The organism is Listeria sp. ILCC797 (genome assembly GCF_900186185.1).
GTDB lineage: Bacteria > Bacillota > Bacilli > Lactobacillales > Listeriaceae > Listeria > Listeria goaensis.
The window spans coordinates 19,918-33,184 of the sequence record NZ_FYBS01000007.1 but is presented as its reverse complement, the minus strand read 5'-3'; the positions used below and the strand labels follow the sequence as shown (position 1 = coordinate 33,184).

Sequence of the window (13,267 nt, the reverse complement as noted above, 5' to 3'; positions counted from 1 at the left end):
ACATTTTTTTGAAGAAATATAAGACGAAATCAAAAAGTTTTGGTAAAATAGAAAAGAAGATATATATTTCAGCAAGTAGATAAGGGTTGGTGAGAAAAAAGTGACCAAAGTTATTGCATTAGCAAATCAAAAGGGTGGTGTAGGAAAGACTACATCTTCAGTTAATTTGAGTTCAAGCCTGGCTTTCTTAGGAAAGAAGGTTTTGCTTGTGGACATTGATCCACAAGGGAATGCTTCGAGTGGAGTGGGCATTAATAAAGGCGAGATTACAAATTGTGTTTATAATGTTCTCGTTGATGATGTTCCAATTCAAGAAGTTAGACAGAAGACAGAATTAGATAATCTGGATGTCGTTCCGGCTACTATTCAGCTTGCTGGGGCAGAAGTGGAATTGGTACCAGCTATCTCTAGAGAAATCCGGCTTAAAAAAGCAATTGATACGCTGAAAGAAGAGTACGATTACATTATAATTGATTGTCCACCATCATTAGGACTATTAACTTTAAATGCGCTCACTGCATCAGATTCTGTGCTTATTCCAGTTCAATGCGAATATTATGCGCTAGAAGGGCTTAGCCAGTTGTTAAATACAATCCGAATTGTACAGAAGCATTTAAATGCAGATTTGCAAATTGAGGGAGTACTTCTAACCATGCTAGATGCGCGAACGAATTTAGGTCTTCAAGTCATTGAAGAAGTTAAAAAATATTTCCAAAATAAAGTGTTTGATATAATCATTCCGAGAAATATTCGACTTAGTGAAGCGCCTAGCCACGGGAAACCGATTCTTCTATACGACGCAAAATCAAAAGGGGCAGAAGTTTATTTAGAACTAGCGAAGGAAGTGATTTCGCATGGCTAAAGGCCTTGGTAAAGGTATAAATGCACTTTTTAATACAGTGGATACGAATGAAGAAGCAGTTGTTTTTGTTGCAACTCAGAAAATCGAAGCAAATCCATTTCAGCCAAGAAAGAATTTTGATAAGAAGGCCATCAATGAATTGCGGGATTCAATTAAGACGCACGGTGTTTTACAGCCCATTATTTTACGCCAAATTGATGACAAGTATCAAATTGTAGTAGGTGAACGACGTTTCAGAGCTTCCAAAGCGGCGAATTTAGAAGAAATACCAGCTGTTGTACGCCAACTTAGCGATGTTGAATTAATGGAGCTTTCCGTTATAGAAAACTTACAACGTGAAGACTTGTCTCCGCTAGAAGAGGCCGAATCATACGCATTTTTAATGGAGAATTTAAAATTAACACAAGCCAGATTAGCGGAACGAGTTGGGAAAAGTCGTCCGTATATTGCTAATTTTATCAGGTTGTTAACTTTACCAGATGAAGTTCAAGATATGCTGCGAGATGGCTCGTTATCAGTTGGACATAGTCGGGCGTTGCTAGGTTTAAAAGCAAAGAAAAACATTTTACCGCTTGCGAAAAAAACGGTGAAAGATGGCTTGACTGTTAGACAGTTAGAGAAACTAGTTACGGAAACAAATGAGAATGTTTCACGTGAAACATTAAAGCCTAAGAAGATACCAGCTTATATTCGCGAAAGTGAAGATCAATTGCGGAGTAAATTTGGAACAGCAGTTAATATTAAACGCCGAGATAAAAAAGGAAAGATTGAAATCGAATTTTTGTCGGACGACGATTTGAACAGGATTTTAGATATTTTAGATATCGATTTGGATTAAAGGAGTTCTTGGAAGGGTGAGTGAGTTTGGATAAATTAGATTTTGGTTTAAACGATATTGTTGAAATGAAAAAACCTCACCCTTGTGGGGAAAATAAATTTCAAATTATTCGGATGGGAATGGATATTCGGATAAAGTGTGTTGGTTGTGGGCATAGCGTGATGCTGCCAAGAAGAGAGTTTGAGCGTAAAGTGAAGAAAATAGTTGCAAAATTTGAAGAATCTGGATCTTAGAATCTAGATTCTTTTTTTAAGTTGAAATAGTTGAATAATTAAATGGCCTACCTTACACTATAATTAGTATCATTTAATAATTATTTTAAACAGATGGAGGGGTTAACATGAATGATAAAAAAGATTTGACAACAAATCAAGGTGTCCCGATTGGTGATAATCAAAACTCGATGACTGCGGGACTCAAAGGACCTACTTTGCTAGAGGATTATGTATTAATTGAAAAACTAGCCCATTTTGATAGAGAACGTGTTCCAGAGCGTGTTGTGCATGCGAGAGGAGCAGGCGCACACGGGAAATTTGTTGTTAAGAATAGTATGAAAAAATATACTATGGCGCACTTTCTTCAAGAAGAAGGACAGGAGACCGAAGTGTTTGCTCGTTTTTCAACAGTTATTCACGGATTGCATTCTCCTGAAACGCTTCGAGACCCGCGCGGATTTTCAGTTAAGTTTTATACAGAAGAAGGGAACTATGATTTTGTAGGTAATAATTTACCAGTTTTCTTTATTCGTGATGCTATTAAATTTCCAGATGTAATCCACTCGCTTAAGCCAGATCCGCGAACAAATATTCAAGACCCAAACCGTTATTGGGACTTCATCAGTTTGACGCCAGAAGCGATTACGATGATTACATACTTATTCAGTGACGAAGGAACACCTGCTTCTTATAGGGAAATTAGGGGTTCAAGTGTACACGCGTTTAAATGGATAAACGAAGAAGGAAAAACGGTATACGTAAAATTGCGTTGGCAACCAAAAGCGGGGATTGTGAATCTATCAACCGAACAAGCCTCTCAAATTCAGGCGAAAGAATTCAACCATGCGTCACGTGACCTATATGAAGCCATTGAAGCAGGTAATTATCCGGAGTGGGATTTATATGTGCAAGTATTAGATCCAGCTGACCTTGATAAATTTGATTTCAATCCACTAGATGCTACGAAAGACTGGTTTGAAGATGTTTTCCCATATGAATTAGTCGGAACGCTCCAATTAAATCGTAACCCTGAAAATATTTTCGCGGAAACGGAATCGGTTGGATTTAATCCGGGAGTACTTGTAAGAGGTATGCTACCGTCGGAGGATCGCTTATTGCAAGGTCGTTTATTTTCGTATTCAGATACGCAGCGGCACCGTGTGGGACCAAATTATTTGCAATTGCCGATAAATAGCCCGAAAACACCTGTGCAAAATAATCAACGTGATGGGGCAATGCCATTTAAACAACAGACGAGTGGTATTAATTTTGAACCAAATAGTTATGAGACGGAGCCAAAAGAAAATCCAACTTATATTGAGCCAGAGCAAGAAATACGAGGTCATGTTGCTGGCCGCCTTGAAGCGGAGAAGAAAAATAATTTTGGACATGCGAAAGAAGTGTGGCATCGTTATACGGAAGCGGAGCGTGACGCGCTTGTTAAAAATATTGTTGATGACTGGGAAACTGTCCGTGAAGATATTAAAGTGCGCAACTTGCGCAACTTCTATCAAGCTGAACCCGAGTTTGCAGCTCGAGTTGCAGCCGGAACAGGTATTGATTTAGAAAAACATATTACAGATTTAAAATGAAAGTAAACTGACGAGCCGGTTTTAACTGGCTTGTTTTTTTATGGGAGGGTGGTATTTTAGGGGAAAAACCTTTATAATGTTACTTAGTGAAAATAAACGAGACTAACTCGTTTTGTATGTTAATAACTAACAAAGGAGCAATTTAAACATGGCATTAACAGCTGGTATTGTGGGGCTTCCCAATGTAGGGAAATCTACACTTTTCAATGCAATTACGAAAGCTGGGGCGGAAGCAGCCAATTATCCTTTCGCAACAATTGATCCAAATGTAGGAATTGTAGAAGTTCCTGATGAACGTTTAAATAAATTAACTGAACTTGTAGAACCTAAAAAGACGGTACCAACTACGTTTGAATTCACCGATATTGCTGGGATTGTAAAAGGAGCAAGTAAAGGTGAGGGGCTTGGTAATAAATTTTTATCTCACATTCGCCAAGTGGACGCAATTTGTCATGTGACACGTTGTTTTGAAGATGAAAATATTACACACGTTGAAGGCCGAGTTGATCCGCTAGACGATATTTCAACAATCAATTTAGAGCTGATTTTAGCAGACCTTGAAACGGTTGATAAGCGAATTGGTCGTGTGGAGAAACTTGCAAAGCAGAAAGACAAGGACGCTGTCGCTGAATTTAACGTGCTTTCTAAGCTAAAAGATGCTTTTGAGAACGATAAACCAGCACGTGCAGTGGAATTTAATGAAGAGGAAGACAAAATCGTCAAGAACCTTTTCCTTTTAACTAAAAAGCCTGTTCTTTATGTTGCGAATGTGAGTGAAGAAGACGTGGCTGACCCGTCTAGCAATCCTTATGTGCAAAAAGTGCAGGAATTCGCGGCTAGCGAAGGCTCAGAAGTTATTGCAGTATGCGCGCGCGCTGAGGAAGAAATTGCGGAACTTGAAGACGAAGATAAGCGTGAATTTTTAGAGGCACTTGGCATTGAAGAATCTGGCTTGGATAAATTAATTCGTTCTGCATATTCATTACTGGGATTAGCAACGTATTTCACTGCTGGCGTGCAAGAAGTACGTGCATGGACTTTCCGTAAGGGTATGAAGGCGCCGCAATGTGCGGGAATTATCCATACAGACTTTGAGCGCGGCTTTATTCGTGCCGAAGTGGTTGCATATGATGCACTCGTTGAATACGGCTCAGAGCAAGCGGCTAAAGAGGCTGGGAAAGTTCGTCTGGAGGGAAAAGAATACCCCATGCAAGATGGGGACGTTGTCCACTTCCGATTTAACGTATAAAGTGTTTCACGTGAAACAAAAGCTTACTATTTTAGTTAAAACTCGACTGGATTTAGCCGGTCGGGTTTTTCTTTATAGACAATCTTAAACCATATGTAATTTAAATTTAAAACAATAAAAAGACCTCTAAAAAGTTAGAGTTTTTAATCTAAACTTTTAGAGGAATAGGCTCTGCTTTAATTACTTGGAGCTGTGTAGTAAAGTGGAGCAGTTTTTACAGACCTATTTCCAGCTCTATCGACAGCCTGTAAGTTATAGCGATATGTTTCTCCTGGTGTAAGGTTTCGGTCAACAAAAGATAAGCCATCAGTTGTGAAAATTACTATATCATCACGATAGACAACATAATATTCAACATCGGAAGAAGAAGCTCTCCAAGTTATTTTACACGTTAAATCATTTGTTCCAGCTGTTGTGTAGGTTCTAGGGTAACTACAATATATTTGGACATGTCCATTTTTATAAGTAGCGTCGATTCTATATTTATATGTAGTTCCATGTGCAAGACCCATATCATAGAAGCCAGTTCCAGAAGTGGTTCCGATTTTCAGCCCATCTCTATAAATTGTGTAGTAATCAATCTCGCCAGTTGGGGCTTGCCAAGTAAGAAGATAAGTTAAATTATTTTCTGGAACTGCTGCCTCAGCATCTTGTGAAGGTACTACCCAAACAATTGCTGCAACCATTGCTAAAAATAGAAGTGCTGGGAAAAAAGTTTTTTTAATAGTGTTCATGTAAATCCTCCTCTTTTTTTGTGTTGTTTTCTTTTATATATTATCATACGAAAAAATGAAAATCAATAAAATTATATACAAAAATAAAAACGGCATTAAAAAGAGGGGAAAGCCCTAGTCCCAGTCTGTATTCCAACTTTTAGAGTTTTAAGTGAAATAAAAAAGTCTGGTCAAAATAAAAAGCATGCAACCAGTAGGGCCCATTTTCAAAATGGCGTGATTACCGGTTTCATGCTTTTTATTTTTAAAATCTAATTATCTCCAAAAGGTTATTTAAAAAGATAATCGATAATTTTATCACCTGTCGCAACACGTTCACCTTTGTAAGGAAACGCATGCATATGAGTAGCAGGATTGAAATTTAGCTCAATAATCGCTGCATTTAAATAGTCAGTTGGATTAGGTGGCACAATAATATCGACACCACAAATCTTTGCATGGGCAACTTTTGCCGCACGAACAGCCAAATCTTTATAGTAAGAATCCATTTCATCAGTGACGTTAATACTATCACCGCCAGTGCTAATATTTGAGTTTTCCCGGAGATAAACCGTTTGATTTAAATTCGGTATATCCTCCCACATCAACTGCTGCTGCGAAAGCATCAAGGTTTCTTCAGGCCCTTGTTGGATTTTTTCGAGCGGCTTTAAATGATCTGTCCCGCGTAGTGGATCCGAATTTTTCTCCTCCACAAGTTCGCGAATCGAGTGAATTCCGTCACCAACAACGTTAGCCGGAATTCGTTTTAGCACCGCCACCACTTCATCACCCATTACAAGAAAACGATATTCATCGCCAGGAATGAATTCTTCAATCATAATCGCAGAGTCATGGCTAAACGCAATTTTGATAGCTTCTTCAAAAGCTTCTTTTGTGAAAAAGTTTTTAAAAATGCTGATGCCTACACCGTAGTTCGTTGATTTAGGCTTAATCACAATTTGTTTTCCTGCGAAATTTGAATAGCTCAAAAGAGCATCCTCTAGCTCAGTATGATTTTCCCCAAACGGAACGCGAATGTCATTTTCAGCCAAAATGCGTTTTGTCACCACTTTATTTTCCATTACAAGTACCGTCACATAATTATCCTTAGACGTCTTGGTTGCTTGCTTCACAATTTCGCTTTTATCACCAAGTGACAGACGTAAAAAGTTTTCCGACCGGTCTAAAACGTCGACTTTTAAACCTTTCTTCCAGGCAGATTTCCATAAAATTTGCGTAGAAAGTTCCATGTCTTCCGCGCCGATAAAACGGTATGCTTCGGCATCTGCTTCTTCTAGTGATTCCTTAGCGACATTTAAATGAAAGTTTAAATAGCCGAGCTCTTTAATTTTTGTCGCAATTTGGGCGGCAATCGTTTCTGCAGGGTTAGCCAGACGTTCTTTTTGAAGTGAAATGACGTCTTGCAGCTCCTTATCGTCTGGGACAAGCTCTGAAAGGAACGTCGACATTTTGTTTAATTCTAGTAAACCAGCCTCTAAAAATGGAGTTTCCACATGGTCACAACCCATAATAGGTGGTTGTGCAAGGCCGAAAAGTGCAATTTTCTCCTCATTATCATCAGATATCTGCTGATTATCAGGGCAAAGTCGATTATTTTCAGAAAGCAAACCAGTAATTAAGAACAGATGAATAAAATGCAAAGTTTCCTTGGAAATCCCATTTTTCTCAAGTGGATTTAAATCGATTGCGCGAATTTCAATATATTCAACGCCTTGTTCAGCTAGGCTTTCAAGCGTTTGGTCGGTATGGCTATTTTTTAACCGAATAGGATTGTAAAATTCACGCATGCTATTAATTCGACCATTTTCAATGTGGCGAGCAATTGAGGAAATGTAACCATCAAAAGAATCGTAATCAATATGCAAGGAATCCTTGTTTTTATAGCCCGCAGAGCTGTTTCGTAAGGAAATGCCGTCCTTTATAATCCGCGCATTATCCGCAGTTTTCACAGCATCAGGAACGGTCGTAAAGCCGTCCATATAGGCAGGGCCGCCGCCCGTTAAGTAAATCAATAACCAGCGATTTTTCATAAAATATTTGGCCACTTTTAAGTAAATCTGATTTTTAAAAGCCTGAAACGTCTCATTTTCCTTGCGAAACGCTTGAAAAAGCTCTTTCAAAAAATCATCAGAAAAAGAGAAATTGTAATGAATGCCAGATAAAAGCTGGATTTTCTTACCGTACTCCACCGCTAAATGTTCGCGGTAAAGGCGATTTGGATGATCCTTTGTCTGGTATTCGGCAATCGGAATGTCCTCCTCGGCCGGAATAAGGGTAGGGTTGCTGTTTGGCCAAAGCTGCTCATTTTCAGGAAGCGCTAGCGAAACAATATTATGCAAATTTGTAATCGCATTATAAACATCCTCCACAGAATCGCAGACAGGCGTAATCATTTCAACTTGGCTTTCCGAAAAATCGGTTTTAATATATGGATTTTCTTCTTTTGGTCCAAAAATAGAGGGATGCTTGGTTAGCGCTAGATGCCCACTAGGCGTCACGCGTAAGTTTTCCTTTTCCAATCCGAAATGTCCCGAAAAAAGTTGTTTAGCTAAAAGAGGGTTTTTTTTAATAAAAGAAATGTACTGTGAATCTAAGTTAATCATGTTTTCACCTCAGGCGCGTTTATTTTCATACTCAATATTACAACAAAGCGAGTGAATAGTATAACAATTGGTTTGTGAAATACTTTAATAGTTACACTGCTTTCATGTATAATAAATGGGTGAGTATATTTTTGGAAGGAATGGGATATTATGCGCGTAGAAAACATCAAAAAAGTTATTGATAACAACATTGTGTTACAAAATATTTCTTTTGAGTTAAAGCCGGGTGAAATTACAGCGCTTATCGGACGAAATGGTGTCGGAAAAACAACTTTATTCAGCACGATAATAGGGATTTTTTTGCCAGATGAAGGAAAAGTCACAATTGATGGCGAGAATATTTTAAATAAGCCAGCTTTAAAGCGAGAAATCTTCTTTTTAGAAGATAGTATGAATTATTTTAACTCTCATAATGTCAAGACGATTGTAAAACTATACCGCTCAATTTATACGGATTTCGATGAATTTTATTTTCAAGAGCTAATGGAACGTTTTGACATGAAGATGGACACCAAAATCATTTCTTTTTCAAAAGGTAGGAAAGCGTTATTCTTTATGATTTTAGCTTTTTCCTTAAATGTGAAATATTTACTTTTAGATGAGCCGATGGAAGGGCTTGACGTCATGATTAAACGTGACATTTTGAATTTTATTTTAGAGCAGGCGAAGGAGAAACATACAAGCGTTATAGTCGCCTCGCATCGCCTAGACGAGCTTGACGAAATTGCTGACCGTGTTTTACTTCTAAAAGGCGCATCGCTTGAACTGGATTTGTATTTGGAAGAATTTAGGCAGCAGACAATGAAAATTCAAGTCGCTTTTAAAACAAAAGGTGTGCCGGATTTTGTTAAGCAGGAAGCGAAACTGCTTTACCGGAATGGACGAATCTTTACGATTTACGTATCACAAGATAAAGAGGAATTTTTAGAGCGCTTAAAACGAGAACAAGTCCTTCTCTTGGAGGAAATGACCATGACGATGGAGGACATTTTCACCTTTTATTTAGCAGAAGAAAAGATTTCGTACTTAGAGTTATAAGGAGGAAAAAATATGTTTTCAAAAGGATTGTGGTACAAGGAGTGGCAAAGCGCTAGATGGATTTTAGTTCTTCTTGTTATCATGTTTTTTATCGGGATTTTTGGCGGGCTGATGACGGATGCGAATACGTGGGCAGATACGCGCGACTATTATCATTCTGAAAGTTTCCAAAAAGAACAGGAAAGTGACCCCGATTTGCAGCTTTCCAAAGAAGAGATTAAAACGAATTTAACGATTGTTTATTTGAATCCACTATTTCCAGAGTTGGTAAACCCAAAATATGAGGATATAAGTCCTTATTACATATCATTTACAGGATCGATTTTCTTTGACATCATTAAGATTGCTGTCTTTGCTCTTGGATTATTTATCGTTGCCTTTGAGCGGTTCACACGCAAAAATCGCTTTACCGCCATGTTGCCATACAAAAGACGCCACGTTATATCGGTCAAAATGTTGCTAGGCATCAGCGCAATTACAGTCGGTCTCCTCAGTTCTTTAGGGGCGGGAATGCTTTACTTTCAGGCTAAAATACCAGCCGAATATCTTGACTGGGAAAAAACGAAATTGCTTCACGACATTTTAGGAGCCTACCTAAGTTTTATTTTAATTTTCTTAGTAGCCGTCATTATCGGCTTATGTATTGCTTCGCCAGTTGCGAGCGTTTTAATAGGTGTTGGTGCGCTTCTCTTCCCAGTGTTGCTTATCGCCAGCCTAGACAAAATGTATATGATTTTAAATCGCAATAAGGGTGAATTAGATATGTCATCGCTCATTTTACGTGAGGACTATTTGAAAGTCTTCTCGCCGTTTGATATGCAGTTAAAATCAGTCGGCCCGCTTTGGTTTTTCTTTGCACTAATGATTGCATGTGTTATTTTCGCCATTTGGCTATTTAATAACCAAAAATTGGAACGCAATGGCCAATTGTTCGCGTTTGGCTGGGTGAAATGGATTGTGTATTTCTTTTTCGCGCTCAGTTCAGGTTTATTTGTTGCCAATGCTACGGATGGCAATGTAGAAAGTGGTATTTCCTTGTCCCTTTATCTCAGTATTGCGATAGTCGTCCTTTTCATTGCCTTTTTCGCAGCAATATGGATTGTTCGGCGCTATAATGCGTATTTCCAAATGGCAAAATCAAGTTGAAATAATATCGCGTTTTAGAAAAAGTTTAGGTATAATAGAGTTTGTAGGAAAAGAATTCAGCTTGAAAATTAGGAGGAATTAATTTAGTGACTACTGAAACGACAAACATTTCTTTAGCCGAGCAAAAAGAAAAGCTCACAAAAAAGAACTTGCAATATGTACAAGAAGTTGAAAAACATTTACGTCAGACGGGTTACCCAGAAGTACAGCAAGAAAGTATTCTTATTGAAATGACAGAAAAAATCTTGGCGGAACAAAAACAAGGCGTAACGGCCCGCAAATTGTTTGACTTAACACCGACAGAATATGTCACTTCTTTAACGGTTAAAGCAGCACGTGCTGAAGCGGCACCAAATACAAGCAAATGGTGGCTTGGTTTAGACGGAGGCTTACTCGTTCTGGGCGCAATGATGCTTATTTCAGGATTGAGTGCTTATTTCCAAGGACAAACTTTAGGATTAGCTGTTCTCCTTATAACGGGTATTATAGGTGGTTTCGCCATGATTATTTTACGCCGTTATGCAACAGAAATGCGTGCAGGAAGAAAAGGTGGAACACTTCGCTACATATTAATGGCCGTCCTAGTTATCGCACTGTGGATGTTCATTATGACGATTGTTCAAATTACAGTTCCACCAGCAATTAACGTTGCGTTAGATCCGACGGTCATGGTCATTGCCGGAGCTGCCATTCTAGCACTTAGATGGTACATTAAAAGAAAGAAAAACATTCCATCATTATAAAATAAGAAGGAAGCAGGTTGAAATCAACCTGCTTCCTATGATTATTTCCCGGGAAATAATCATAACAAATCGGGGGGAATATGATGTTTTCCTATGAAATTATTAAGCAATTTACGGAAACAGAACAACATTTATACCGTTTTATTATGGAAAATCGGGATAAAGTTATGTTTATGCGAGTGAGAGAACTTTCAGAAGCGACACATGTTTCGCCAGCTTCAATTGTTCGTTTTACACGAAAACTCGGATTTGATGGCTTTTCAGAATTTAAAGTTCAATTAAAACAAGAAGCTAAATCAAATAGTAAGAGGAAAACAGCGGATACAGTTGAGGTTTTGGAAGAGTTTTTTGAGCGGACGTTAAATCGTGACTATGACAAGCAATTGGATGCTGCAGTTAGCATGATTCAGCAAGCAAGCCTGGTTGTGTTTTTCGGGATAGGGACATCAGGGATTCTAGCAGAATATGGCTCCCGTTATTTCTCCAACTTGAAAAAAAGAACCTTTTATATTAAAGACCCCTTTTACCCCAATCCTGGAGAGCAGTTTGAGAATGCTGTTATGATTATTTTATCGGTATCTGGTGAAACAGATCAAGTCATTTTGCAGGCGCAGAACATGCGCGAGTATGGCAGTAAAATTATTAGCATTACGAACACAACAAAGAACACGCTTGCAGGGCTTTCAGATGTAAATATTCCGTACTTTGTGACGCCAGAAATGGTTGACCGGACAAATATTACGACTCAAATTCCTGTGTTGTTTTTGCTAGAATCGATGGCAAAACGTACATATAATCAAGAACATGCCTAAAAAAGAAAGTTCTCCTTCTTGAGAACTTTCTTTTTTGGTGCGCGCGATTTAATTATTCATTTACAACTTCGGGCTTTGTTTTCTCAGCCGATTCGGTTGCTTTAGCGTCCATTGCAGCATCAGACGCGGCTACTTTATTCGAAATAATAACAAATGGTAAATAAATGACAGTTGCGATGGCCAGGCAGAGTAGCCCAACCAGTAGAGCTAGCCAGTTTCCACCTGTTCCGAGGAAAGGAATCAGCGGGCCTGGAGTTGTCCAAGGCACTTGATAAGCAATCGGTGGAATGATTTTCGTTGCTACAAAGAAATACCCAACTAGTGTAGTGACTGCCGGTACGACGATAAAAGGAATAAACATAATCGGGTTTAATACAATTGGTAGCCCGAAAATGACAGGCTCGTTAATATTGAAAAGCCCGGGCGCAATAGAAAGCTTGGCAATATCACGATGATCAGCGCGGCGAGAGGCAATGAAGATGGCGATTAAAAGACCAAGCGTCATTCCAGAGCCGCCGTAGTTAGAAAAAGCATCATTTAAGCCAGCCCAAGTTGCCGGGTATGGTGCGCCCCAAGCCGATCCATGTTCCGAAACGTAAGATAAGTTTGCTAAGTTTGGTTCAGTGAAAATGGTATCACGAATCGCAGCAACTGTATTTGGACCATGAATACCAAGAATCCAAAGCAAGTTCGAAATAAAGCCAAGAATTAAGACGGAGTAAACATTTGTCCCCATATCTTTAAGTGGTGATTGAATGACTTTATACACCAAATCGTGAAGTCCCGCTGGAGCAATCAGCGAAATAAGGTAATTTAAAACAGAGAAGAGAATCATGACAATAATAACCGGTACAAGCACTCTAAACGAGCGTGAAACCGCTGGCGGCACTTGGGGCGGCATTTTAATTGCTAACCGCTCGTTACGTGCTAACCGACTGAAAACTTCCCCAGTAATAAGACCAACAATTAGAGCGACGAAAAGCCCTTGGGCACCTAAGAATTTGATAGTTAAGTAAGCTTGTTCCTCAACCATCGTGTACGGCGTATAGATTATGAAGAATGCCCCAATAGCTGTAAGACCACATAAGAGCTCATCTTGTTTAAAAAAGATTGCCAAGTTTCGTGCCACTAAAAAAACAATCAAAATGGCCATTATGTTGGTGGAGCCCTGTAAAATAGGAGCAAAGACGGCTTGTGCTTCCGCTAAATTGGGAAAAATCTTACCAAGAAATAAAATTTTAGCGATAAATCCGTCTGGAGATAGGACTGCAAAGTTAAGTAAAATAATGATTGAACCAGCCATAATTAAAGGGAAAACTAAAATGAATGCATCACGAATGGCTGCAATGTGGCGTTGTGAATTTAGCTTGTTTGCCACGGGAACTAAAAAGCGCTCCATACCATGCTCAAATTTGGTCATCATACTCATTTAAAA

General features: G+C 38.8%; 12 protein-coding genes. 9 read left to right on the top strand and 3 right to left on the bottom strand.

Annotated elements, in window-relative coordinates; all coding sequences use genetic code 11:
• Positions 1–100: 100 nt before the first annotated feature.
• The 5 genes from BN1609_RS08525 (at position 101) to ychF (ending at position 4,756) form a co-directional block, all read left to right on the top strand.
• Entirely contained in the window at positions 101–862 is a 762-nt protein-coding gene (locus BN1609_RS08525; protein ID WP_088810073.1) for a ParA family protein, read from the top strand.
• The gene (locus BN1609_RS08520) at positions 855–1,700 is read left to right on the top strand and encodes a ParB/RepB/Spo0J family partition protein (protein ID WP_088810072.1); all 846 of its coding nucleotides are present in this window, start codon (positions 855–857) and stop codon (positions 1,698–1,700) included. The genes BN1609_RS08525 and BN1609_RS08520 overlap by 8 nt, the downstream gene beginning before the upstream one ends.
• Before the next feature lie 26 nt (positions 1,701–1,726).
• A complete protein-coding gene (locus BN1609_RS08515) occupies positions 1,727–1,933 on the top strand; it encodes a DUF951 domain-containing protein (RefSeq protein ID WP_369821892.1) in 207 nt (68 codons plus the stop codon).
• A gap of 107 nt (positions 1,934–2,040) precedes the next feature.
• A complete protein-coding gene (locus BN1609_RS08510) occupies positions 2,041–3,507 on the top strand; it encodes a catalase (RefSeq protein ID WP_088810070.1) in 1,467 nt (488 codons plus the stop codon).
• 148 nt (positions 3,508–3,655) lie between these two features.
• Positions 3,656–4,756 carry a redox-regulated ATPase YchF gene (ychF, locus tag BN1609_RS08505; protein ID WP_088825770.1) on the top strand — a complete coding sequence of 367 codons (1,101 nt, stop codon included), beginning with the start codon at positions 3,656–3,658 and terminating at the stop codon, positions 4,754–4,756.
• A gap of 176 nt (positions 4,757–4,932) precedes the next feature.
• Here the strand turns inward: ychF and BN1609_RS08500 are convergent, their stop codons facing one another.
• On the bottom strand, positions 4,933–5,490 hold the full coding sequence (locus tag BN1609_RS08500; RefSeq protein WP_088810068.1) for a hypothetical protein: 558 nt from the start codon (positions 5,488–5,490) through the stop codon (positions 4,933–4,935).
• A 269-nt stretch (positions 5,491–5,759) separates the two neighbouring features.
• Positions 5,760–8,093: a bifunctional glutamate--cysteine ligase GshA/glutathione synthetase GshB gene (gene gshAB / locus BN1609_RS08495; protein ID WP_088840750.1), complete on the bottom strand. Its 2,334-nt coding sequence runs from the start codon at positions 8,091–8,093 to the stop codon at positions 5,760–5,762.
• 150 nt (positions 8,094–8,243) lie between these two features.
• Here gshAB and BN1609_RS08490 point away from each other — a divergent pair, with 150 nt between their 5' ends.
• The 4 genes from BN1609_RS08490 to BN1609_RS08475 all read left to right on the top strand — a co-directional run bounded on the left by BN1609_RS08490 (position 8,244) and on the right by BN1609_RS08475 (position 11,832).
• The gene (locus BN1609_RS08490) at positions 8,244–9,131 is read left to right on the top strand and encodes an ABC transporter ATP-binding protein (RefSeq protein ID WP_088810066.1); all 888 of its coding nucleotides are present in this window, start codon (positions 8,244–8,246) and stop codon (positions 9,129–9,131) included.
• A 12-nt stretch (positions 9,132–9,143) separates the two neighbouring features.
• Complete coding sequence (locus BN1609_RS08485) at positions 9,144–10,277, top strand: hypothetical protein (protein WP_088810065.1); 1,134 nt, start codon at positions 9,144–9,146, stop codon at positions 10,275–10,277.
• Positions 10,278–10,363: 86 nt separating this feature from the next.
• Positions 10,364–11,020 (top strand): DUF1129 family protein, encoded by a 657-nt coding sequence (locus BN1609_RS08480; RefSeq protein WP_088816024.1) that lies wholly within the window; start codon positions 10,364–10,366, stop codon positions 11,018–11,020.
• 83 nt (positions 11,021–11,103) lie between these two features.
• Positions 11,104–11,832, top strand: coding sequence for a MurR/RpiR family transcriptional regulator (locus tag BN1609_RS08475; protein ID WP_088810063.1), 729 nt, complete (start codon positions 11,104–11,106; stop codon positions 11,830–11,832).
• Between the two features lie 52 nt (positions 11,833–11,884).
• Here the strand turns inward: BN1609_RS08475 and BN1609_RS08470 are convergent, their stop codons facing one another.
• Positions 11,885–13,261 carry a PTS sugar transporter subunit IIC gene (locus BN1609_RS08470; RefSeq protein WP_088816025.1) on the bottom strand — a complete coding sequence of 459 codons (1,377 nt, stop codon included), beginning with the start codon at positions 13,259–13,261 and terminating at the stop codon, positions 11,885–11,887.
• Positions 13,262–13,267: the final 6 nt, after the last annotated feature.

Coding starts and splice junctions, on each gene's coding strand:
- BN1609_RS08520 (WP_088810072.1), top strand. CDS start 855: ATGGCTAAAGGCCTTGGTAAAGGTATAAATGCACTTTTTAATACAGTG.
- BN1609_RS08510 (WP_088810070.1), top strand. CDS start 2,041: ATGAATGATAAAAAAGATTTGACAACAAATCAAGGTGTCCCGATTGGT.
- ychF (WP_088825770.1), top strand. CDS start 3,656: ATGGCATTAACAGCTGGTATTGTGGGGCTTCCCAATGTAGGGAAATCT.
- BN1609_RS08500 (WP_088810068.1), bottom strand. CDS start 5,490: ATGAACACTATTAAAAAAACTTTTTTCCCAGCACTTCTATTTTTAGCA.
- gshAB (WP_088840750.1), bottom strand. CDS start 8,093: ATGATTAACTTAGATTCACAGTACATTTCTTTTATTAAAAAAAACCCT.
- BN1609_RS08490 (WP_088810066.1), top strand. CDS start 8,244: ATGCGCGTAGAAAACATCAAAAAAGTTATTGATAACAACATTGTGTTA.
- BN1609_RS08485 (WP_088810065.1), top strand. CDS start 9,144: ATGTTTTCAAAAGGATTGTGGTACAAGGAGTGGCAAAGCGCTAGATGG.
- BN1609_RS08475 (WP_088810063.1), top strand. CDS start 11,104: ATGTTTTCCTATGAAATTATTAAGCAATTTACGGAAACAGAACAACAT.
- BN1609_RS08470 (WP_088816025.1), bottom strand. CDS start 13,261: ATGAGTATGATGACCAAATTTGAGCATGGTATGGAGCGCTTTTTAGTT.